At 41.6% G+C, this 24,609-nt stretch carries 20 protein-coding genes and 1 pseudogene; 19 read left to right on the plus strand and 2 right to left on the minus strand.

The genetic code is table 11. The features are described from left to right. Window positions 1–10: 10 nt before the first annotated feature. On the minus strand, window positions 11–382 hold the full coding sequence (locus BK582_RS14895; RefSeq protein WP_078595798.1) for a cyclic-phosphate processing receiver domain-containing protein: 372 nt from the start codon (window positions 380–382) through the stop codon (window positions 11–13). A gap of 244 nt (window positions 383–626) precedes the next feature. On the opposite strand from BK582_RS14895, the gene BK582_RS14900 reads away from it, so the two are divergent. Then, window positions 627–1,316 carry an N-acetylmuramoyl-L-alanine amidase family protein gene (locus BK582_RS14900; RefSeq protein WP_078595799.1) on the plus strand — a complete coding sequence of 230 codons (690 nt, stop codon included), beginning with the start codon at window positions 627–629 and terminating at the stop codon, window positions 1,314–1,316. Window positions 1,317–1,346: 30 nt separating this feature from the next. Here the strand turns inward: BK582_RS14900 and paaK are convergent, their stop codons facing one another. Continuing rightward, a complete protein-coding gene (gene paaK / locus BK582_RS14905; protein WP_078595800.1) occupies window positions 1,347–2,678 on the minus strand; it encodes a phenylacetate--CoA ligase PaaK in 1,332 nt (443 codons plus the stop codon). A gap of 372 nt (window positions 2,679–3,050) precedes the next feature. Between paaK and paaI the strand changes: the two genes are divergently transcribed. From paaI to BK582_RS14995, 18 genes and pseudogenes are all read left to right on the plus strand, one after another. Beyond that, complete coding sequence (gene paaI, locus BK582_RS14910) at window positions 3,051–3,449, plus strand: hydroxyphenylacetyl-CoA thioesterase PaaI (RefSeq protein WP_078595801.1); 399 nt, start codon at window positions 3,051–3,053, stop codon at window positions 3,447–3,449. Window positions 3,450–3,583: 134 nt separating this feature from the next. After that, entirely contained in the window at window positions 3,584–4,861 is a 1,278-nt protein-coding gene (locus BK582_RS14915; RefSeq protein WP_078595802.1) for an MFS transporter, read from the plus strand. A gap of 34 nt (window positions 4,862–4,895) precedes the next feature. Then, window positions 4,896–5,339 carry a hypothetical protein gene (locus BK582_RS14920; RefSeq protein WP_078595803.1) on the plus strand — a complete coding sequence of 148 codons (444 nt, stop codon included), beginning with the start codon at window positions 4,896–4,898 and terminating at the stop codon, window positions 5,337–5,339. Window positions 5,340–5,456: 117 nt separating this feature from the next. After that, on the plus strand, window positions 5,457–5,636 hold the full coding sequence (locus tag BK582_RS14925) for a YjzC family protein (RefSeq protein WP_078595804.1): 180 nt from the start codon (window positions 5,457–5,459) through the stop codon (window positions 5,634–5,636). A 685-nt stretch (window positions 5,637–6,321) separates the two neighbouring features. Continuing rightward, complete coding sequence (locus BK582_RS14930) at window positions 6,322–6,585, plus strand: stage VI sporulation protein F (RefSeq protein ID WP_078595805.1); 264 nt, start codon at window positions 6,322–6,324, stop codon at window positions 6,583–6,585. A 188-nt stretch (window positions 6,586–6,773) separates the two neighbouring features. Continuing rightward, complete coding sequence (locus BK582_RS14935; protein WP_078595806.1) at window positions 6,774–7,418, plus strand: SDR family oxidoreductase; 645 nt, start codon at window positions 6,774–6,776, stop codon at window positions 7,416–7,418. Window positions 7,419–7,443: 25 nt separating this feature from the next. Continuing rightward, window positions 7,444–8,379, plus strand: a complete 936-nt coding sequence (locus tag BK582_RS14940) for an NADP-dependent oxidoreductase (RefSeq protein WP_078595807.1) — start codon at window positions 7,444–7,446, stop codon at window positions 8,377–8,379. 101 nt (window positions 8,380–8,480) lie between these two features. Next, a complete protein-coding gene (locus BK582_RS14945; protein ID WP_276328230.1) occupies window positions 8,481–9,005 on the plus strand; it encodes a DsbA family oxidoreductase in 525 nt (174 codons plus the stop codon). 251 nt (window positions 9,006–9,256) lie between these two features. Then, window positions 9,257–10,324: an NAD(P)H-dependent flavin oxidoreductase gene (locus BK582_RS14950; protein WP_078595809.1), complete on the plus strand. Its 1,068-nt coding sequence runs from the start codon at window positions 9,257–9,259 to the stop codon at window positions 10,322–10,324. Window positions 10,325–10,413: 89 nt separating this feature from the next. Continuing rightward, complete coding sequence (locus BK582_RS14955) at window positions 10,414–11,889, plus strand: PAS domain-containing sensor histidine kinase (protein WP_078595810.1); 1,476 nt, start codon at window positions 10,414–10,416, stop codon at window positions 11,887–11,889. 377 nt (window positions 11,890–12,266) lie between these two features. Then, window positions 12,267–13,454, plus strand: a complete 1,188-nt coding sequence (gene fmdA, locus BK582_RS14960; protein ID WP_078598045.1) for a formamidase — start codon at window positions 12,267–12,269, stop codon at window positions 13,452–13,454. A 6-nt stretch (window positions 13,455–13,460) separates the two neighbouring features. Beyond that, window positions 13,461–13,727, plus strand: a complete 267-nt coding sequence (locus BK582_RS14965; RefSeq protein WP_078595811.1) for an FmdB family zinc ribbon protein — start codon at window positions 13,461–13,463, stop codon at window positions 13,725–13,727. Window positions 13,728–13,986: 259 nt separating this feature from the next. Beyond that, a complete protein-coding gene (locus tag BK582_RS14970; protein ID WP_078595812.1) occupies window positions 13,987–15,312 on the plus strand; it encodes a S8 family serine peptidase in 1,326 nt (441 codons plus the stop codon). Window positions 15,313–15,650: 338 nt separating this feature from the next. Further along, a complete protein-coding gene (locus tag BK582_RS14975) occupies window positions 15,651–18,764 on the plus strand; it encodes a M14 family metallopeptidase (protein WP_139368257.1) in 3,114 nt (1,037 codons plus the stop codon). A 102-nt stretch (window positions 18,765–18,866) separates the two neighbouring features. Continuing rightward, window positions 18,867–19,538, plus strand: a complete 672-nt coding sequence (locus BK582_RS14980; protein WP_088035827.1) for a helix-turn-helix domain-containing protein — start codon at window positions 18,867–18,869, stop codon at window positions 19,536–19,538. Then, window positions 19,493–20,413, plus strand: a pseudogene (locus BK582_RS14985) (IS3 family transposase); the annotation flags it as partial. The gene BK582_RS14980 and the pseudogene BK582_RS14985, both read left to right, overlap by 46 nt. A gap of 655 nt (window positions 20,414–21,068) precedes the next feature. After that, the gene (locus BK582_RS14990) at window positions 21,069–23,861 is read left to right on the plus strand and encodes a M14 family zinc carboxypeptidase (RefSeq protein WP_078595813.1); all 2,793 of its coding nucleotides are present in this window, start codon (window positions 21,069–21,071) and stop codon (window positions 23,859–23,861) included. Window positions 23,862–24,333: 472 nt separating this feature from the next. Continuing rightward, a complete protein-coding gene (locus tag BK582_RS14995; protein WP_078595814.1) occupies window positions 24,334–24,564 on the plus strand; it encodes an excisionase family DNA-binding protein in 231 nt (76 codons plus the stop codon). Window positions 24,565–24,609 lie beyond the last annotated feature (45 nt).

Genomic DNA, 24,609 nt, shown 5'->3' on the forward strand with positions numbered 1-24,609 from the left:
ATATTTCCGTTTATATCGTGTCAGCATAAAATTTAATAATACGTGGCGGGATAAAATAGAGAGGAAGAGGTTGCAGAAGAACCTTTATTGATTGGGGCATATTTTGGTGAAGTTGTGCATCCTTTAAGTATCTGTACATGTGTTTTCCATCTACAGAGTTTGCGGAGTGAATAGTAATTCTGTTGGCAAATAGCTTTTCTCTTACCATTAACTCTACGAGCTGTGTGCCATTTTCTATTTTACTAACAAGGTCATGGTCAAGAGATAAGTGTTCTACAGAGAATCGTTGTAATAGTATTTGACATTCCCTGATTGTTTCTACACCTATATATCCTTCAGGTGCTTCACGGATATCATCTAAAAATATACTTATTTCGGTCATTAATGATATCCTCCTTTTCGAACAGGTATATATAATGGTAACATACATTCGGACAAATAACTTGTTTGTAATACAATCTTTATAATTGCCCTTATTTATAAGATAAGAATGTAATTTGTTTCACTGCGCTAAGCTAATGAGTAGAATGATAACCTTTTTGAGTGAGCACATTTTAAAATAACTGCCACCTTGTCCATTTCATCCCTCCTCCAAATGAATATTAAGATAGTATGGAGGTGAGATGATGGTAAAGATTTATCTCGATCCAGGACATGGTGGTTCTAACATAGGAGCTACCGGCCATGGAATGGAAGAAAAGACGATAACACTTGATATTGCCCTGCGAATCCGGGATATATTAGAAGAAGAATATGAAAATGTGGAAGTAATGATGAGCAGAACAAGTGATATTGATAAGAGCTTACAATCCCGTACAGATGAAGCTAACAACTGGGGAGCAGATTATTTTCTGTCCATCCATATCAATGGTTTTGACGGTTCCACACAGGGTTACGAAGATTTTATTCACAACAGTTTATCTGATACCTCTCAAACAGCAAGATACAGGGACATAATGCATGAGGAAATTATGAAAGTGAACGAACTGAGAAACCGGGGTAAAAAGAAAGCAAACTTTCACGTGTTAAGGGAAACAAGAATGTCTGCTCTTTTAACAGAAAACGGTTTTATTGATCACCCGGAAGATGCAGAAAAAATTGCGGACCCTTCCTGGCGTCAGAAAGTGGCAAGAGGGCATGTTAACGGACTGGAAAGAGCTTTTAATCTCAGTAGAAGTAATCAGCAAGGAACCATTTACAGGGTAATAGTGGACGGGCAGCAAGTTGGCGCTTACAGAGAAGAACAAAATATATTAAATGAAGTAAAGAGAAATTTAAATCAGGCAGACCGGATCGTTGTGGAAAAAGTCCAGTAAAAAGAGGTGCGTACTGCACCTCTTTTTAAGTTAACTTGGCACTGTCTCACTGCGCCTGTCAACGATCCGTACAGCTTTTCCTTCCGAACGGGGAATAGTCTTAGGTTTAGTAAGCTTAATTTCTGCGGAAACGAGGCATTCTGATTTTATCATATGCTGGATTTTCCCTTTAAGAAGAACTGCGGCCTGGTCATTCAGGTTTCCGTCAGCAAGAGTGTCATAAACATCCTTGCTTAATTCTACGTGAATTTCAATATTATCCATAGATCCTTTCTTTGTTAAGTGGATCTGGTAATGCGGAACGAGAGCGTCTACCTGCAGCAAAGTCCGTTCAATCTCAGAAGGAAAGATATTGACGCCACGGATAATCAGCATATCATCAATTCTTCCTTTAACTCTCGACATCCTAGTCGTGGTACGGCGGCAAACACACCTTTCCGTAGTGAGGGAAGCAATGTCGCCAGTGCGGTAGCGGATAATTGGAAGCGCTTCCTTTGTAAGGCTTGTAAAAACAAGCTCCCCGTCCTGGCCTTCAGCTACAGGCTGAAGTGTTTCCGGGTCTATAACTTCTACGATAAAGTGATCATCTGCTATGTGCAGGCCGTTCTGTCCTTCGTGGCATTCAATAGACACACCAGGACCCATTACTTCACTAAGGCCGTAAATATCAACTGCTTTTATTCCAAGCTTATCTTCGAGAGTTTTGCGCATTTCTTCAGACCAAGGCTCAGCCCCAAAAATACCGTATTCACAGCTTATATCATCTGGCTTTAATCCCATCTCTTCCATTTTTTCTGCAATATTAAGTACATAGGAAGGAGTGCCGCAAATTACTTTTGGTTTGAAGTCCTGAATTAGCGTAATCTGCCGGCCAGTATTTCCGCCGGAGATGGGAACAGTTACACATCCAAGTTTTTCCGCTCCATAATGAAGGCCAAGACCGCCGGTAAACAAGCCGTAGCCATAGGCGTTATGAACTACATCGCCTTTATTTCCGCCAGCAGCTACAATCGCCCGTGCTACGAGTGAAGCCCAGTTATCTATGTCTGTTTTCGTATATCCTACAACAGTTGGTTTTCCGCTCGTCCCGGAGGAACCATGTATTCTGACAACATCTTTCTGATCTACTGCAAAAAGCCCAAAGGGGTAGTTATCTCTTAAATCTGTTTTCTTCGTGAAGGGAAGTTTCCTGATATCATTCAAAGAGGTTATTTCGTCAGGCGACACACCGGACTTAACAAGTTTCTCCTGGTAAAAAGGCACATTTTTAAATACATGATTAACTGTTTTCTTCAGACGGTGCAGCTGAATCTCCTGAATCTCAGCACGGGCAGCCGTCTCAATCTCATCGTAAAAAAGCATGTTGATTCCTCCCTTGTTTATTTACAATAAAATTATTTAATAACGAATTATGATACGAAATAAAAACGAACATACAATTTATCGATATACAAAGGGTAATACTTGTAGAATGATATTGTCAACTAATAATTCTGAAATTACTGATAATATATGATTATAATACCATAATCTATATGAAATAAGGGTAACTTTTTATAATGAGCAATATTTTTTTTCTGTTTTTATATAGCTAGGCAGCGTTATATAAGGATTACTCCATTGCCAGCATGCATACCAAGAAAACTAATTGAAAGATTAAGAATATTATGATATATTACGTTTATTAAACGGGTGTATACGAATTTGTTATAACAATGCAGGGAGGGTATCCTGGTGGATGAAAAAATTTTAGAACATTTTAAGAGGGATAAATATGCGGAGTGGCTCGGAATAAACATAGAGAAAGTTGACAATGGTTACGCAGAGGTAACGATGAACGTAACTGGAAATATGACAAATTTCCATGGTTCTGCTAATGGAGGCGCTATTTTTTCCCTTGCGGACGTGGCATTTGCCTGTGCAAGTAACTCCTATGGAACGACAGCTGTGGGGATTACTGTAACCATCCATTATTTAAAGGCAGGTGCAGTTGGGGACCGGCTGAAAGCGATCGCTACAGAGGATAATCGTTCCAATAAACTTGGCCTCTACAGAATGGAAGTCCGTAACGAAACGGATGATCTGGTTGCCTTAGCGGAAGGGATGGTTTACAGGACGAAGTACGAATTTTAACTTTGAATCGGGCTAAATACATATTTTGAATTTTTGGCATGTAGTATATTTGAGAACTGTTTTAACACGATAGAAATTGTGGGCAACAAGCTTTAACTCCAGTTTGTCATTATGAACCAAAGGGGTAAATAATTATGAAAGGGTTTCCGTATCATCGCGGCTGGCTTATTTTAGGGATTACTGTTTTAAACTTATTTGCATGCTTGGGTCTGGGGCGCTTTTCCCTGGGGGCAATCCTGCCGTTTATGAGGGAGGGACTCTCACTCAGCTACACCGAAGCGGGAATTATTGCTTCTGCTGTGTTTCTTGGGTATTTGGCAGGAGCAGTTTCTGTTGGTTTTTTAACTAATCGATTTCCTACTAAAAAAGTAATTATAGTATCCCTGATAATTTCTGCAGCAGGAATGGGCGCCAGTGCGGCAGTTAACCATTTTTTTACGGCGTTTTTAGCTTTTCTGGTCATTGGGCTGGGCTGCGGGACAGGGAATGTTGCATCCTTAAGTGTAGTAGGTAAGTGGTTCAGCATTAAATACAGAGGGTTTGCACTCGGTGTGACAAACTCAGGTTCAAGCTTTGGAATGTTAATCAGCGGTTTTTTAGTGCCAATGCTCATGATGATTAATACCGGGGGGTGGCGAATCAGCTGGGGTATCCTTGCTTTGCTCGTCGTGCTGATTATTATCATTAACCATTTCTTCCTGGTGGATGAACCACATGAAATTGGCCTGAAGCCCATAGGGGCAGAAAGGGATCCTGCATCCGAAGAGGGAGAAAAGCTTGTTCAGCCCAGGTCACCGTTGATTGAAAATGTTTACAGCAGCAAACTAATTTATTTAATTGGCATCACATACTTTACCTGGGGATTTTCATATCTGATCTTTTCTACTTTCTTTGTTGATTTTCTAATTACCAGCGTCTCTCTGGAACCAACACTTGCAGGGCAGATTTTCGCCACTGCTGGTATAGCCAGTATTGCCAGTGGTTTTCTATGGGGAGCACTTTCAGATAAGATCGGGCGAATGCTGACATTGTTTATCATCTATTTGATTCAGACGTGCCTGCTGATAGCATTTACTGTTACAACTCAGCCGATATTCCTGTTTCTGGAAACCATTCTCTACTCGTTAACGTTATGGGCTGTACCAACGATAATGGTTGCCGCTGTCAGTGATTTAACAGCTGCCAGAAAAACTTCGATGGCTATCGGATTCATTACTTTATTTTTTGGAATTGGGCAGTGGATATCCCCGATGGTTACCGGTGTTTTAGTAGATTACTATAATTTTACGACAGCATTTTATTTATCAGCAGCTGTCTGTCTGACCGGCAGTGCCGGATGTATGTTTTTGCACCTTAAAATTAAGTCAGACAAAGGGACAGCAGCTTCAGGTTTACAGATGAAAGAATCATGAGCAATGGATCATTGATTTCCCTAGGGGGCTTCCGATGCGACCAAGCATGTATTATGAACTTTTGCTGGCTGCTGCTATTATTTTGATCCCGTTGCTCATTACTTTCTTTTTAAAAGGAAGATGGAGAAAAAATGGTGTGCTGGCCATATTTTTTACTGTAGCGGCAGTAATTATTTTCTTTATTGGCAGACCATACTGGGTCGATTATCAAATATCGGAAAGGACAGAGCTGCTGGAAGAGTATCTGATCGATACATATCCGGAGGCAGAATGGAAAATAACGAGCATAGACCACAGAAATGTTGAAATGGCACATATTAACCCATATTACTTAAATGTTTCTTTCTCAGACGAAGCAGAGGTTACGTACTATTACTTTGTAGACCGTAATGGGGAAGTGAGGCAGGATGGGTTCGGGCATCCGGAAATATTTTCCAGTTTGAATTTAAAGTATAAGGAAGATGCAGGGGGCGACTAACATGGATTGTCGGTTGCAGCTTATATAATTCTTATGGCGCATTTTCTCAATGAGAGGTTTTTTCTCCATATCAATGTGGTATTGCTACATTAAATCCGCAAAAGGAGGAAGATAGCAATGGCGAAGAATAAATTCAAAACTGGTGAAAAAGCTCCTGAAACAGGAAAATATAAAGTTGACGAATTAGTAAATGGCGGTTCACCAAGTGGAGTCATTGAAGAAATCTCTCTCCAGGAAGGTGATCAGTTTCCGCCATCTCCAGGCGACCAGGATGCTGTGTACTGGGTAAGAGCATAACAAACAGGAAAAATGAAATGTCATCCCTTCTGTGAAAGACTCAGAAGGGATTTTTTTACACTATGAATGAATTTCATATATAGATTTTTCATAAAAAAAGACGGACATTACTTTTCGTTTGCAGGGTAAGACGGCGACTGTCTCTTCCTCTGCCTGCACAGCTCTGTAGAATATACGTCGAGACAACTCGATGCATTTGCGGTGAAGAAGATGCTCGTTCCTGAGGGAAAAGCATGAGAAGCTGAAAATCCATTTTTGGAGGCGTTCAGCCGTCAAAAATTAGTTGAAGCCGTGCCCGCAGAACGCGTCCGTCTGTAGCGTAAATCGAACAACAAAGTAACATTTAAAGATATATTCGTATAAATGATGAAAATCTTGAATTATGAAATTGATTCACTATAGGAAAGTATAAAATTTCAGCATCGGAGTAGTCTCGAAGCAAATAAAACTTTATTAGTGCAGCTAAGGCAATCCTTCGCCTTTTAAGGCTTGGATTGCCACGTTTTCTTTTTGAACACCTATTTAAAGTTGATCTTCACGGGACTCGTACCCAGCCAATTAACTTTCAGCCGCATACATCTATTATAAGTCGTCCTAAACTGTTTACTTTTCTGGCCAGTACAGGAGCAGGAAGGCTTTCCTGGACGATTATTGAGTATAACGAGCGGCTGAAAGGAGGTTAAGTATGGGTTTTGATAAAGTCTTTAAAAATATAGAAAAAAAATCAGGTGTGAATATGGCTGAAATCTTTAAACTGGCAGACTCTATTAAGGGAGCAAACTTTAAAGATGAGAAGACTGTAAGGGAGATCATCCGAAAAGTCGGACAGATAGCCAATAAACCTGTCCCAAAGAAAAAAGAGGATGAGCTTGTAAAAGCAATTATAAGCGACCCTGGTAAAATAAACATGGATACAATAACAAAGATGATGAATAAGAAAAAAAAATAACTACTGCTCTCTTAGCACACTTAGTTCCTGAAACTAAGTGTGCTTTTATTTTCAATGATATAGACGATTGATTACACGCAAAAAGGGAATAGTATCTCAGCAAAATATATGGCAAACAAATTATTTGATAAGAAATAATTACAATGTCATAATACAATCCAAACTAAAAGGAAAAGGAGTCTGATCATATGAAAGTATTAGTTGTTGGTGCAAACGGGCAGATTGGCAGACACCTGGTGAAGTTATTACAAGAAAGCGAAAAACATACAGTGCGCGCGATGGTCAGAAAAGAAGAACAGGCAGAAGAGTTTAATAACCAGGGTGTAGAAACGGCGCTGGCAGATCTTGAAGGAAGTGTGGAAGACATCGCTAAAGCCGCTGAAGGCTGTGATGCGGTTGTATTTACTGCAGGATCCGGAGGACAGACAGGCCCTGACAAAACACTACTCATTGATCTTGACGGGGCAGGAAAAACTATTGAAGCGGCAGAAAGGGCCGGAGTAATGCGATATGTTCAGGTAAGCGCGATCCAGGCACACAACCGGGAAAACTGGAGCGACCAGATAAAACCGTATTTTGCTGCGAAGCATTATACAGACAGAATGCTTGAACTGAGCAGACTTACCTATACAATCGTTCGGCCTGGCGGTCTGACGAACGATAATGGGGAAGGAAGAATCATGGCCGGAGAAAACCTGGAAAGGGCGTCAATCCCACGGGAAGATGTTGCAGAGACAATTCTTCATACACTTGATGCGAGAAATACTTTCAATAAAGGATTTGATCTCGTTTCTGGCGATCAGCCGATAGAAGAAGCAGTAAGAGATATATAATTTTTATCTTTTTTAGGAGGCAGCGATGAAAGCAATAGTGATTGAGAATTATGGCGGAAGAGAACAGCTTAGAGAGCGGGAAGTTGAAAAACCGCAGATAGGGGAAGATCAGGTACTTCTGGAAGTTCATGCTACCTCTGTAAATCCCATCGACTGGAAGATGCGGGAAGGATACTTAAAGGAGATGTTTCCTTTTGAATTTCCGATAATCCTCGGGTGGGATGCGGCAGGTGTTGTAGCAGAAACAGGATCAAATGTTTCGAAATTTAAGACAGGGGATCGCGTTTTTACAAGGCCTGCAACAACAAAAAACGGCACTTACGCGGAATTTACTGCCGTCGATGAGGACAAGCTGGCAATAATGCCTGAAAAAATGAGCTTTGAAGAGGCATCAGCAATTCCTCTTGCAGGATTGACTGCTTATCAGTGCCTTGTTGACCTTGGTAATGTACAGGAAGGAGATAAGGTCCTTGTACACGCTGGAGCAGGCGGTGTGGGTATTTACGCCATTCAAATCGCAAGGAGCCTTGGTGCTTACGTTGCCACAACAGCCAGCGGGAAGAACGAAGAATTTGTACGGTCCCTTGGAGCCGATCATGTTATTAATTACCAAAACGAGAATTTCAATGAAGTATTACAAGATTTTGATTTTGTTCTCGATTCCCTCGGAGGAGAGATACAATCAAAAAGCTATGAAGTTTTAAAGAAAGATGGTAAATTAATTTCTATAGTCAATCCTCCTGATGAAGAAGAAGCGAAAAAATCTGGCGTAACTGCAGGCTTTCACTGGCTTCAGGAAAACGGGGCACAGCTGGAAGAGCTTGCTGAATTTTACAATAAAGGCCAGCTTCAGCCGATAGTAGGAAGTACCTTTGAGTTCAGTGAAGCAGGCGTCCAGGGTGCCCATGAATTAAGTGAAACCCGCCACGCAAGAGGGAAAATCGTCATTAAAGTAAAATAGTTTTTCTCGGTGTTTGAGGATAAAAAAGAAGAGGTGCCGAAATGAGCGAAGAAAGAAAAAAAATCACAATATACAGCGATTTCCTTTGACCCTTTTGTTTTATCGGGACAGTCCCGCTTAACCAGTTGGTTAAGGAGAAAAACTTAGAGGTAGAATGGAAAGCATTTGAACTTCGTCCGGAAGGTATGGAACCGCCGAAGATGCCGGATGGGTATTATGAACAGGCGAAGAAAAACGTTCAGATGATGTCTGAGCAATATGGTCTTGAAATGCACTGGAATGACAAGAGTAAGCATTCGAGACGGGCACTGGAAGGGGCTAAGTTTGCAGAGAAGAAAGGCCTTGCCCATGAATATCATGAAGCAGTTTTTAAGGCCCAGTTCCAGCAGAATAAAAATATTAATGATGTCGATACGCTGGTGCAGATTGCATCTGAAGTGGGTCTTAATGAAGAAGATTTCCGGCAGGCGCTGAAATCAAGAGAGTATGAACAAGAAGTGCTTGCTGATCATGAAGAAGCACAGCAGATTGGAATCACAGCTGTTCCTTGTTTCGTCTCAGGAAACCGTGGGGTAATGGGTGCCCAGCCTTATGAAGCATTGGTGAAACTTATCGAAGGAAATTAAGAATAATCTATTTAGCATTCCGCTTTTTGCGGGATGCTTTTTTAGTACTGGACAGAGAATATATTTTTGAATTTTGAAAAAAGAAAGGGATTTTCATAATCAAGCAAGAAGATATGGGAGGTACACCAATAGATTTTTTTAAATAAACAGTCTCTGGTGCCCTTTTAAGGGAATGGAGGCATTTTTATGTACAAATGTGCATTGTCTGATTGATTAAGAAGTTAACACCTTTAAAAAGGAGTATTGTTATAATGATTCTGTATACTGAACTTTGCAAGGAACTGGGAATTAAATACCCGATTATTCAGGCTCCTATGGCAGGCGGCATCACAACTCCGGAGCTGGTTGCTGCTGTTTCGAATGCTGGGGGGCTTGGAGTTCTCGCCGCCGGCTATTTGACTCCGGAAGTTATGAGAATGGAGATCAGAAACATAAAGCAACTGACAGAGAGACCTTTTGCAGTTAATATTTTCAAAGCGGAGTTAGCGGAAACAGACAGCAGAACAGCTGAAGTCCAAGGTAAATATGCCTCTTTTTATGAAGCTCTTGCCATCCATCCGGGAACCGGAGATTTTTCGTCTGCTGATTATTCCAAGGAACAATTCCAGGTGCTTATGGAAGAAGAAGTCCCTGTAGTTTCAACTACTTTTGGGCTTCTTTCTCAGGAAGAATATACTGCTGCCAAAAGAAATAACCAAAAGGTTATAACAATGATAACGAATATAAATGAAGCGAAACAGGCTGAAAAAGCTGGGGCAGATATCATAGTGGCGCAAGGAAGTGATGCCGGCGGTCACCGGGGGACTTTCCAGGTTGCAGATACTGATGGTTCTCTTGTCGGCACGATGTCACTGGTTCCTCAGGTTGCTGATGCGGTAGAGCTGCCTGTAGTCGCCGCAGGAGGGATTATGGACGGAAGAGGCCTGGCCGCCTCCATGGTGTTAGGTGCAGCAGGTGTACAATTGGGCACAAGATTTTTGCATGCAGCGGAGAGCGGAACAGATGAAGCTTATAAACAAGCGCTTCTGGAAGCAGACGAAGACAGTACGACTATTACAAAAAGCTTTTCCGGAAGGCCTGCAAGAGCGGTTAAAAATGAATTTACAAAACTGCATTCTGAAAATAATATCAAGCCATTAAAATACCCTGTTCAGAATAGTGTAACAGGTGAAATACGAAAAGCTGCAAAAAAGCAGGGGAACAAAGAATATTTGTCCCTCTGGTCCGGGCAGGGGATAAGAATGGTAAAGGAAGGGCAATCAGCTGAGGAGATTATTAAGGATATCATGGAACAGGCTGCCCGTATTATTTACAGATAACATATTAACTGATACTCCAGGCATTTTCGATATAGGTAATTTGAAAAGTATGCGGTATATAATGCTATACCCGGAGGTGAATTGCACAGTTGGATAAATTGATGACAATTGATAAGCTTGGCAGTGAAATGCTTTTTGCGATGGATCTGACAAACGTCGTGTCTGTCAGTGACCCTGCAGGAAAAATATTATATGTAAACGATCGTTTCTGTGAAATATCCAAATACAGACGGGATGAGATCACAGGAAAGAGATACAGCATATTAAATTCAGGTTTCCACTCCCGTAAATTTTTCAGCAATTTATGGAAAATTGTCAGTTACGGAAAAGTATGGGAAGGCGAGATCAAGAACAGAGCAAAAGACGGAACCTATTACTGGGTGCATACTACAATCATTCCATTTGAAGATGAAAACAGGGGAATCTCGAAGTATATAGCTATTCAAAAAGATATAACGAATAAGAAAGAGACAGAAGGAACGTTAAAACTGACCCTTAATAAGTTAGCTAATTCTAATAAAGAATTACATGCTATCAAACATGCTCTGGACGAATCTTCTATTGTAGCTATTACTGACAGGAAAGGTACCATTACTTATGTAAATGATACGTTCTGCGAGATCTCAAAATACTGCAGGGAAGAGCTTATTGGGCAGGATCACCGAATACTAAACTCAGGGCACCACTCCAGAGAATTCTTCAAGAACCTCTGGAGTACAATCGGTAAAGGAGAGGTCTGGCAGGGGGAAATAAAAAACAGGGCCAAGGACGGTTCTTATTACTGGGTATTCACGACAATCGTCCCTTTTTTGAATGAAGAAGGCAAGCCATATCAATATGCGGCAATTCGAAATGATATAACCGATCAGAAAAAATCAGAAGAACTGCTGCTAAGATCTGAAAAGCTTTCAATTATCGGTGAGCTTGCCGCAGGGGTGGCACATGAAATCAGAAATCCCCTGACTACCCTGAAAGGTTTTATGGAATTTCTGAATGCTGATGAAAAAGAGGAAAAGAAAAAGACATATTATAATCTTTTATTAGAGGAAATTGAAAGAATTAACTTTATAGCCGGGGAGTTTATGCTGCTTGCCAAACCTCAGGCGGTTGATTTATCAGACAGAAGGTTAATCGACATAGTGCAGAAGGTCATTAAATTCCTTGAATCGGAAATTCATCTTAAGGACGTAGTCATTAAATTGGATTACGACTTTAAAGATGAAGATGTAACGGTTCGATGTGAGGAAAATCAGCTGAAACAAGTTTTTATGAATCTGATAAAGAACTCCATTGAAGCCATGCCTGATGGCGGTGTTTTACATATTAAAATTACGGTAAACAGCGAGTCGGCAGTTTTATACTTTAAAGATGAAGGAGTAGGGATACCTCCTGAAAAAATCAAACGACTTGGTGAACCGTTTTACACTACTAAAGAAAAAGGAACCGGATTAGGCATGATGGTATGTTTTAAGATCATACAGAACCACCATGGCAATATTCAGATAGAAAGCAAGGAAAACATCGGGACAACTGTGAAAGTTACGCTTCCGAAAAAAACTGTGTAAACCGCCCGTATTCATGCGGGCTTTTTGTCTTATTATTAAAAGGTGAAAGTCATTGCACTTTCGGAATATTTTGAATTATGATAGTTTTAAACAAAACTCTCTAGATATCCTCTCTATTTTCTTCATGACGTGCTAATAAACTTCATCAAGCGAGAACCAGCTTCCAAGATATCAATCTTTTGTTATCCTTCTTCACTCGCTCTGTACTGGCTGAAATTTTTTTAAAACAGGAGGTGGAATACCCTTTTTATTTTGGCTATCATCAGCAGGAGGCAAGTGAAAAACATAGGTTAATTTTATTTGTGTTTTGCTTTTTACATGTTTTTCAGAAGAGGTTTACCAGTAAGAGTAAAATATTATTCGGGAGAGTGACTGAAATGCCGCAAACAAAATTTAAGGTGGATTTAAGAAGGAGAATGAATGAACAAGAAGTGCCTGGCCATAACCGCTGGCACCCGGATATACCTGCTGCCTTTTCAATAAACCCTGGTGCTTCTTTTCGCATGGAGTGCCTTGACTGGACAGACGGTCAAATATCCAATAATGACGATCCCTCAGATATCAGAGATGTAAATTTGAAAAGAGTACATGTATTGAGTGGTCCGGTTTATGTTAACGGGGCAGAACCTGGTGACCTTCTTGTAGTGGATATTCTTGATATCGGGGTTTTTCAGGAGGCTGAATGGGGATTTAACGGTATATTTGCCCGGGAAAACGGCGGAGGTTTCCTGACAGACCACTATCCTGAGGCTGCGAAATCTATCTGGGATATCCATGGTATTTACGCCACATCAAGACATATACCTGATGTGAAATTTGCAGGGCTGATTCATCCGGGACTTATTGGAACAGCACCCTCAAAAGAACTCCTTGACGAATGGAACAGAAGAGAACGTGAACTTGTAAACAGCAACCCGGATCGTGTACCGCCACTGGCTGAGCTTCCTGATAAGGATAGTGTCGTACTTGGAACCCTTGAAGGAGAGGAATTCGACCGTGTTGCCAGGGAAGGTGCAAGAACTGTTCCGCCCAGGGAAAACGGCGGAAACTGTGATATAAAAAACCTTACTAAAGGCTCACGGATTTATTTTCCGGTATTCGTTGACGGAGCTAAGCTTTCTGTTGGCGACCTCCACTTTTCACAAGGGGATGGAGAAATCTCATTCTGCGGCGGTATTGAAATTCCTGGCTGGATTGACCTCCATGTTGATGTTATTAAGGGTGGAATGGAAAAATACCAGATAAAATCCAACCCAATTTTTAAAACCAGCCCAGTGGAGCCACATTATACCGATTACATTGTGTTTGAAGGAGTATCTGTAAATGAATCAACTGGGGAACAGGCGTATCTCGATGCTCATCTGGCCTATAAAAGAGCCTGTCTGAACGCTATTGAATATATGAAAACTCTCGGGTACACAGGTGAACAGGCATACATGCTGCTCAGTACTGCTCCAGTTGAAGGAAGAATCAGCGGCATAGTGGATATACCTAATGCCTGCTGCACAGTTGCCATTCCAAAAGATATTTTTCAAAAAGATATATTTCCCAAAAAAGAGGAATAAAAGCTAATGGCATATTATTCTTTTAATTGCCCGAAATGCGGTGAATTTACGGAATGGCATACTTCTATGGCTGGACAAAAAACATACTCCAGCTGCCCGCAATGTAATAAACAATCAAAGCGAGTTTTTAAACCAGCCGGGACATTCAAAATGGACCAGAAAGTAAAAAAGAGAATTGAAAAAGGTATGGAACCGCGGGTTGTGAACAAGGCTTCCATAACTGGAAAAAAGCTTGGGAGTACTTCGGTTAAATCACGTCCATGGCAGGTATAAAAGTAAGAACCCTTCTCCGTTTCCTTTAAGGAACGGGGTTCTTTTTTTATTTATTTGAGATAAATTTAGTCCTATGGATTATGCCGATAATTGGGTGGGAAATCCTCATTTTTTCCTACCTTGAATCTATATATATATGACCATTCCGCCTTTGTATTCTAAATATTCACAATTTTCACCGGTGAACAAACAAAATATATTATTCTAAGTAATAGCGGTTAACTGTGTTAATCGATAACAATCAAGGAGGAGGAAGTCTATGAAAAAGTTTTTGGCATCTTTAGTATTATTCTCCGGACTGGCATTTGGTGGTGCTGGTGCACTGGCAAATGAAGAGGAAAAGGATTATCTTGTGATCTTCTCAAGCCAGTCTGTAAATGAGGAAACTGTAGCAGAGCTTGAAGCTGCCGGAGCCGAAGTTGTACAGGAAGTACCGCAAATCGGTGTAATGACAGTACGTTCATCAGATCCTGATTTCGCTGATTGGGCAAATGGTTTAGATACGATTACTTCCGTAACGGAAGATCTTGAAATTCGTTCACCGGAAGAAGAAGTGGATATTCAGGCAGATTCCCGCGTTAGTGACATCACGGAGGGTGCTGACTTGTATGAGCAGTATCAGTGGGATATTAAGCGGGTTACAAATAACGGGGAAGCCTGGGAAGTAAATGCTGGAAGCCACGATGTTTTCGTAGCAGTCATTGACACAGGGGTAGACTTTACTCACCCGGATTTACAGGACAATCTTTTATTCGGTAAAGCATTCCACCCACAAAATCAGCCAGGTGACGAGCTGAGAGATTCTGGCACACATGGTACACATGTTGCTGGTTCTATTGCAGCTAACGGCCGAGTGCTGGGGGTTGGGCCAGAGCTTGGAATTGCCTCTTACCGTGTAACTAATAACCAGGGGCGCATGAACTGGGGCGGCATTCTTGAAGCTATCACAACAGCAGCAGACGACGGAGCAGTTTCCGCTAACCTGAGCTTAGGAACATACAGCATCATGAATAATGAGCAGCAGAGAGCATTGCACCAATCTTCTGCTCGTGCAGTACGATACGCACAAAGTAAAGGAATGATGATTGTCGGTGCAAACGGCAACGATGCAATTAACTTAGGCCAGAAAATGCATACTGTCCCTGGTGAAGGTGCTCAATGGGCAGGTCCGTTGTTTGACACATTTACGGATATCCCTTGGGTAATCAGTGTTTCTTCCACAACAACTAGAGACACACTTTCTTACTTCTCTAACTACGGTAATGTGGATCTTTCCGCTCCAGGAGGAGATTGGGGTCCTAACTGGCCGAATGCTGCCGGTGACCGTGATTTACAAGTTACTGAGGCACGGGCTTACTCCACGATCCCTGTAAGCCGCGGAAGCTACGGCTGGGCAATGGGTACTAGTATGGCAGCACCTAAAGTAGCTGCAGCTATCGGTGTTGTTAAATCCGAATATCCGCACATGAAGCCTGCTCAAATCAGAACTCTGCTTCAGCAGACAGCTGATATGCCAGGAATCGGACGAGATCGCCAATACTTCGGGCACGGAATCGTCAATGTATATAACGCTCTAAACAGATAAGAAACTTACACTGCCTGTCACCCTGTTCGTCACTGAACAGGGGACAGGCTATTATTAAAGCTGACGCTGGGTCTTTTGGTCTAGCGGGAGATCTGCAAAACTGTGAATATTCAATATAATTCGCGTATTAATATTCAATAAAGTGAAACTTTATACTATTATATGTAATATGCAGAAATAGATTTAGAGAGCGATTGTTATGTATAGTGTTTAACCGCAGCTGTAATTGAGTGTGAATAATAATTCATTTCTCTAAAATTTTATCTGCATGTACATAGAAGTAGTTTTAAAGAATGCCAGACAAATAACTGGCAAAAAAAATGAAGGGAGTAACATGGATGAAAAAGGTACTGACTGGGTGGTTAGCAGTTTTAATGCTGTTTTCCATGATCATTCCTGCATCATTAACAGTTTCAGCAAATGAAGCGGCAGCAAATGAAGTTATTGAACTGGAAGTAAGCAGAGATTTATTTTCTTTAACGGAAGTTAGAACTGTAGAGGTAGCGGCGGATCTGGGGGAAGGGGCAGACCTGGATAACATCGAATTCTTATTCGGTGGAAAACCTCTTTCTGAGTGGAGAAGAAGTAACAGAAACTTGAATTTTAATGGCAGCCCGTGGATAAATGTCATTGAGGGTCCTTCATTTTTGGAGAATTCGACTGCGGTAACTGCTACGCTTGAATTTGGACTGCCATACAACACTACTAATTTGTCAAACAGAACACTTAGAACTCATTATCAGCAACTCATTGGAAACTATGAACTTGCTATGGTTGACGCAGCCAGCGGAACAAAAGCTGCAGCGGAAGTAAAGCTAAATGTATATGATGAGTTTCTGTTCTATGATGAATTGAAGCCGGCAATCGATGAGGTTATTGCAGCTGCAGAAGCTGATGAAGATAACGATCGTTATCTTGAATATCAAAAAGTAGGTGAATCCGTCGAAGGGCGTGACATCCATTTTGTTATTCTGGCAAGGGATGAAGAAGCTGTAGACAGATACTTAAATGAAACCCTTCCTCTTGCACTTGAGGACCCTGCAAGCCTGATTGAGCAACTTGAAAATGACACTCTCGGCGACTATCAGGTGCCAATCTGGTTTAACAACATCCATCCAGATGAAGTGGAAGGTGTTGATGCTCAGGTAGAATTATTAAAGAAATTTGCCCTTGAGGATGAGGTTACTTTTAATACTTCTGATGGAAACAATAATGAGTTCCCTGCAACCCTTGATATGGATGAGGTATTGGACGACGTAATCTTCCTTTATATGTTTACAAACAACCCCGACGGAAGAGTTGCGAACACTCGCGGAAATGCGAACGGGTTTGACTTAAACCGCGACAATGCAAATCAGACTCAGGTGGAAACACAGCAGGTTAACGAGATTATTTCAAAGTGGACACCTTTATCGTTCCTCGATATGCATGGCTATGTTAACGGCTTCCTGATTGAGCCGACAACACCGCCGCATAATCCTAACTTTGAATATGACCTTCTTGTTAATGAGATGCTTGAGCAGGCGCATGCAATGGGAAGAGCGGGTGTTGGAAATTCACAGCTGAATTCATATTTCATTCCAAGACTTGACTGGGACAGTGGCTGGGATGACATGACACCAGCATATACAGGCATGTATGCCATGCTTCATGGTTCTCTTGGCCACACAATTGAGGTTCCGGAATTAAGCCAGGATTCCCTTCATGCAATGGTTGGGACTGGATACGGAGCAACATTATTTGTCACTGAAAATAAAGACGATCTCTTCAAAAATCAGCTTGAAATCTTTGAACGGGGAGTAAACGGAGAAGACAATCGTGCAGTTGACCAGTATTTCGTTAATGCTGCCGGGGAATCTATCGGACGAGTCCGCGGCGATAATGAAAATTTCTTCCCTGATTACTATGTAATCGCAGCAGAAGAGGGAGCACAGAAAAACGTGCTAGAAGCATACAAAATGGCTGAATATCTGCTTCGTAATGGTGTGAAAGTGGAACGCACTACAGAAGAAATTAACAACAACGGATCAGTTTATCCTAAGGGGACATTTATTGTTCCTATGAACCAGGCAAAACGGGGGCTTGCAAATGCTATGCTATACCCTGGGGACGATGTATCCGACTGGTCTGCTATGTATGATCCAATTGTCGTAAACTTCCCTGCTCTTCGTGGTTTTGATATTGAGGAAGTACGTGAGTCAGGCGTATTTGATGGTCTGACAACTGAAGTAGAGTCTGTTGACCTGCCAACAGGTGACGTAGTAGGAAATACGCCAAAGCAGATCGTAAAAAACAATACGAATGACGCTATTAAACTTGTAAATGACCTTCTTGCTGAAGGAAAAACTGTTGAGTGGGCTACAGAAGATAAAGGACGTATTGTTAAGGGTGACTTTATCGTAGCCACAAGTGACCTGCGCCCATACACTGACAAATATTACTTTGAGACATTACCGCTCGGGAATGGTGATAACTTTAAAACTAGTATTCTGTCTCAGCCTGGTGTGGCCCTGACAGGTTCAGCGCAAATGAGATTTTCCCTGAACCAGCTAGGGTTTAACCTTGTAGGCCAGGCTGATGCTGATGTGATTGTCAGTGATGGCAGCAGCTTTAATCGTAACAATGTGGAAGGTAAAGACTTTATTGGTATCGGAGTTCAATCCTTAAACGCAGTCCGTAACAGTGGTGCACTGCCAGGGTTTAGCTGGGGATACACACGAACTAACCATGAAGGTTTAGTAAAAGCAGTTGTTCACGACCACCTTCTTACTTCCGGTTATCAGGAGGAAGAAAATCTTTATATTACAACAGGAGCATGGATTGACTCGGTTCCTGAAGGTGCAGATGTACTTGCTGAGTTCGCTGATACAGATGATTTTTATCTAGCCGGCTGGTGGCCAGGAAACCAAGGTGCTAGAGGTAAAATAATGGCATTTACTCATGATGCGGGTGACACAAAGTATTCATTATTTGCTAACGACCTGGCTTTCCGTGCTCATACGGAACACTCGTACCGTCTGTTGGCTAATAGTATTTTTGCTTCCGCAGCATCTGAGCCTGAGGCGAAGCGCAAGCAACAAAACAAGCCAGGTAAAGGCAATGCTAAAGCAAATAATCTCGTAGTCACTGGTGACAGTGTTTCTGCAGGTAAGACAGTTCAGGTCGACATACCTGTTAAAACAGTAAAAAATGCGAAGAAAAACGCTGCAGCTCTTGAAGTTAAATCTGGAGAAGCATCTTACGTAATTCCTTTTACAGATCTTGATTTTGACAGCCTGAAAGAAGTTAAAGGCAACGGATTCAGCGTTTCAGTAGAAATCTCTGCAGAAACAGAAGAGCTTCATACTGACCGCGAAGAGAAGGCTGTATCGCAAAAAGTAAGCACTGTAAAAGTCTATGCTAAGTCAGGCAATAAAAAAGAAGAAATGACCAGCTTCCAGGTTATAGAATAATAGGGAGCAATGCATAAAAGCACTGGGGATTATCTTTGATATGCTCCCCCAAAGGTAGACAGATGAAATAAACAAAATCTGTTTACCTTTGGGGGAGTTTTTGTGTCTAGAAAAGACTTTACGGCATCAGAAAAACTTAGGATTATCGCTGAATATAACGAAGGGGACCTCCCTGGTGAAGAGGTAGCCAGAAAATATAGTCTTAATGCAAGAACCATTAGGAATTGGAGGGCTCTGTATGAAGAGTCCGGCGCTGAGAGCCTGGAACCAATAAGGAGTCATACATCTTATTCAGCCGAACTAAAGCAGGCAGCCGTTCGTGACTATCTCTCCGGCAGATTTTCACAAAATGAAGTTATAAGGAAATATGGGATCTCAACTAGATCGGTTCTCATGGGATGGGTCGAGCTTTATAATGGTCATAAAGCACTTAAGGATGACAGGAAAGGATTGAGTCGCTCTATGACCAAGGGAAAGAAGGTTTGTTTCGAGGAAAAGGTTGAAATCGTTAAAGACTGTTTGGCTCATGGGAAAGATTATGCCCGATCAGTGGAGATTCACAAGGTTTCTTATGCACAGATTTACAGCTGGGTAAGAAAGTACCTTCAAGGTGGGGAAGAAGCTCTTCAGGATAATCGTGGAAAGCAAAGAACGGAAAAAGAAATGACAAAAGAAGAAAAAGAAATGAAGAAGCTGAAAATAGAGAACGAGCGTCTTCGTGCGGAAAATGCGTTCTTAAAAAAGTTGGAGGAGATCGAAAGGAGGCGGTATTGAGTGAGACCCGGTACCATAGCCGGTACACTGCTATATACGAACTCAGCACGGAAGAAAATATGTCTGTCCAGTTACTTTGTGACATTGCCCATGTTTCCAGGCAGGGATATTACAAATGGAAGAATCGCAGACCTTCGGCCAGAGAGAAATTAAATCGACGAGTTATGGAAGAGATGACTCTTCTTCAACATAAGTTGAAGGGTATTTATGGCTATCGGAGAATGGCGATTTCGATGAACCGGATCTTTAAGGAGCCTTTGAACCATAAACGTATTCTCCGTCTTATGAAAAGTGCTAACCTCTTGTCTGTCATTCGTCGTAAGAAATGCCGTTATAAATACTCTTCACCCCAGCATACAGCTGAAAATGTACTGAATCGCGAATTCCAGGCAGATCGCCCAAACCAGAAGTGGGTAACTGATGTGACAGAAATGAAGTATGGTAACCGTAAGGCTTACCTCAGTGCCATTATGGACCTCCATGATGGCAGCGTGATCTCTTATGTACTTGGTAAATCAAACAACAATGAGCTCGTGTTTAAAACGCTGAAAAAAGCTCTGAAGGCAGCACCTGATTCACAGGCACTGTTACACAGTGACCGAGGATTTCAATACACCTCCCATCCTTTTAAGAGAATGATCGAACAGGCGAATATGAAGCAAAGCATGTCCCGTGTTGGCCGCTGTATTGACAATGGCCCGATGGAGTCGTTCTGGGGCAAATTGAAGTGTGAAAAATACAGGCTTGGTTCATACAATACTTTCGAGGAACTACAAAAAGACATTGATGACTACATACAGTTCTATAACCATTACCGTTACCAGGAAAAACTAAACGGCCTCAGTCCCTGTGAGTACAGAGCTAAGGCCGCTTAATACATTTTTATTATTTCGGCTGTCTACTTGACGTGGTGCTGTTCATCTTCCCGGTGCTTTTATTGTTTCCATTTTTCCATTTTCACTCCTCCTGTTCCCCTCCAGCAACTTAAAATGCCAGTAACAGTTTAAACTCTGGCGTATTATAGATTTATTAAATAGCCAGAGTATTTTTCCTTTTAATCTTTTTCAAGTATCAATAGTAGGTAAGCATTTTAACCTGGAACTCTGCAATTATTTAACAAAATCACCGCTAATCATACTGCTTAGAAAAACTACAACCCGTGACTTTTATTCTTTACTTGTAATTTGAGCATCGGATTACTTAAAAATAACTGAGGATTTATAATAGTATAATTACATCGGTTACCGAAATATCTGACCGAAATAATCTTTTGAGGGGGTTTGAGTAGTCCCATTCTGAATATGAGGATCTTATAACTAATGATGGATGTATAACTAAGTCTAATCTACTAGGTTATTGCTAGATTTATGTGAATATTTAACTAAAACAATGTATTTTTATTCACAAAAGCAAGAAAATATATTAGTATAGTTAAGTCGTTTTATTTTAGCATCTATCACTTAGTTGTTGCTCCCTATCAGGAGAACTCGAATTTAAAACAGACAAGTAATATTAGAAAGGGGCAATAAAATGAAGAAGCAATTAGCAGGCGGACTAGCTGTCTTTATGCTTATGACTGCAGCAGTACCGGTAATGTCTGTAACAGCTGAAACTGATGCAGAAGAAAACTCTGTGACCGGGCTGGAACTCAGCAGATCGCTTTTTTCACTGACGGAAATACGAACGGTGGAAGTAGAAGCTGATTTAGGGACAGAGGCTGATCCGGAAAATATCATTTTTGAATTTGGCGGCCAGGATATTTCCGAATGGGGTTCCTGGAGTGGAGATGGCCAATATGACGGAGAACCGTTTATAACGGTTACAGAGGGTCCTGAGCTGGCAGAGGATTCTTCTGTAATTACTGCAGAATTGGAGTTTGGGCTCCCGTATGGCACAGACGATTTATCAAACAGGACTATAAGAACAGAATACCAGGATCTCATTGGAGACTACGAACTTGCTTTAATAGATTCTGAGACTGGTGTAAGAGCAGCCGGGGAAGTCAGGCTGAATGTATATGATGAATTTCTTTTTAATGATGAACTGAAACCAGCGATTGATGAGATCTTCGCGGCTGCAGAAGAGGATACTGAAAATGACAGATATCTTGAGTATCAGAAAGTAGGAGAAAGTGCAGAAGGTAGGGATATTCATTTTGTTATTTTAGCGAGAGATGAGGCAGCAGTTGATACTTATCTTGAAGAGACACTTCCTGCTGCACTGGAGGATCCGGCTTCCTTATTAGATAACCTGGAAAATGATATGATGGGAGATTACCAGGTTCCTATCTGGTTTAATAATATCCATCCTGACGAAGTAGAAGGGGTGGACGCTCAGATTGAACTACTGAAAAAGTTTGCACTGGAAGACGAAATCATCTTCGAAACATCAGACGAAAATGGCGAAGCTTTTGACGCCGCTTTAAACATGGACGATGTACTTGATGATGCTATATTCCTGTATTTAATTACGAGCAACCCGGATGGAAGAGAAGCTAATACGAGGACGAATGCTCACGGATTTGACCTTAATCGTGACAATACTTACCAAACACAGGTGGAAACGCAGCAGGTGAATGAACTCATTTCTAAATGGACACCGCTATCTTTCCTTGATATGCACGGATATGTGGATGGTTTCTTAATTGAACCTGCTACTCCGCCCCATAACCCTAACTTTGAGTATGACCTTCTCATTGACAATATGTTCGGCCAGGCTCATGCGATGGGCAGAGCAGGGACCGGCGTTTCCCAGCTGGATTCTTATTTTATCCCGAAGGCAGACTGGGGCGACGGATGGGACGATATGACACCGGCGTATACAGCTATTTACGCTATGCTGCACGGTTCTTTGGGTCATACAATTGAAGTGCCGACTTTAAGCCAGGATTCCCTGTATGCAATGGTAGGCACAGGGTTAGGCGCCACACATTTTGTAACTGAAAACAAAGATGAATTATTCGCAAACCAGCTTCAAATTTTTGAACGTGGTGTAAATGGAGAAGATAACCGGGCAGTTGATGAGCATTATGTCAATGCAGACGGGGAATCTATCGGACGTGTAAGAGGGGAGCACGACAGCTTTTTCCCGGATTACTATGTTATTCCGGCAGATGAAGACTCACAAAAGAATGTGTTAGAGGCTTATAAAATGGCTGAGTACCTCTTAAGAAACGGGATTAACATTGAAGAAACAACTGAGGAAACAGAAATTAACGGGACAACTTATCCGGCAGGAACATTTGTAGTGCCGATGAACCAGGCTAAGCGAGGCCTTGCTAATGCTGTACTTTACAGCGGTGACGATGTTTCTGACTGGGGAGCGATGTATGACCCGATCGTCGTTAACTTTCCTGCTCTTCGTGGGTTCGATACAGACGAAATTCGGGAGCCGGGAGCGTTTGACGGTGTCACTGCTGAAGTAGACAATGTAGAACTGCCAACAGGGGATGTTACTGGCAACCCTCCTAAACAAATTGTTAAAAACAATACGAATGATGCTATAAAACTAGTAAATGATTTGCTTGCAGAAGGAAAAACTGTGGAAGTTGCAGCTGAAAACAAAGGGCGTATTACTCAAGGGGATTTTATCGTGGAAACGAGCGACCTGCAGGAATATACGGACATCTATTACTTTGAAGCACAGCCGTTAGGAAATGGGCAAAATTTTGAAACTAGTATTTTGTCTCAGCCTGCGGTTGCCGCAGCTGGATCTCCTCAGTTGTATTTCACTTTAAATCAGTTAGGGTTTCATGTGACAGAGGAAGCTGAGGCGGATATTATAGTGGACGATAGTGGAAACTTTAATGCGGAAACAGCAGAAGGAAAAGCATACATTGGTATGGGTGCCGGTGCGCTGGAATCCGTTCAGGAGAGCGGAGTACTGGAAGACTTCGATGTTGATGGAACAGGGGGAAGACACGAAGGGCTCGTTAAAGCTGATATTATTCAACATCAGCTGACTTCAGGTTACAGTGCTGACGAGCTTCTCTACGTAACAACAGGAGCATGGATTTCCCAGATCCCAGAAGGAGCTGAAGTCCTGGCAGAGTTCGCTGGTGCCTATGACTTTTATATTGCTGGCTGGTGGCCGGGCCACAACGCAGCTCAGGGGCAGACGATGGCTTTTTCCTATGAAAATAATGATACAGATTTCACCTTATTTGCTAACTCACTGGCATTCAGAGCTCATACGGAGCACAGCTACCGAATGCTTGCAAACACGATTTTTGCTTCCACTGCATCTGAAGCCGAAGGGAAAAGAGGGCAGGGGAATAACGGAAATCAAGGTCAGCAAGGTAATAATGGAAGAGGCAGCAACTAAATATTAAATCGGGGTGACCTTGTAAATAAGTAAAGGGTCCCGTTATCGGATGCTTTCTGATGGAAAAGACGTATGTATTGCCATACGTCTTTTCCTGTATTAAGAGAGTTTGCACTTATTGGTCGTGGGAGCAGGTTAAGCAGCCGATATAATAAAAACGGAAAAATTCCGCTTAATAATAAATTATTACTATAAAACGCTTAAATAGACGGAGATTCCGCCTATTAACTTAGAAATTCAGAAAATGGGAGATTTTGCTTTGCTAAACGGTCAAATCTCCCCTTATTACCACTGAAATGAGCTCCAATCTGAAAATAAATGGATTATCTCCGTTTATTTTACTTTTGCTGGTTACTCAAAGGACAAGGCATGCGGTGACCCGTTTCACAAGCGAATTGAATACCTGATGGGTGACTTTCGGCCAGATGTCATTTATAATCTTAGTAACAATAATGAAAGAAGGTGACGGAAAATGTATTTAACTGTGAAAGAAATCGCTGAGTTTCTGGAGCTTCCTGAACCTTATATCGAAAACATGATTTACCAGAAAAAGATTCGTGCTATCCATGACGGAGAACAGTTTTTAGTGAACAAAAACCAGTTTGACACTCACTTGAATGAGATGGAAAAGTATAAGGAAATTGTAATGGAGATTCTCACTCAGCCAATACCGGAAGATATTGATGTAAGAGACGAGGATTAATAAAAATAATGTGCTGTTTAAGCTGGCCGGGCGGAAGTGTGTCCG

This window comes from Evansella clarkii (assembly GCF_002019695.1).
Taxonomy (GTDB): domain Bacteria; phylum Bacillota; class Bacilli; order Bacillales; family Salisediminibacteriaceae; genus Evansella; species Evansella clarkii.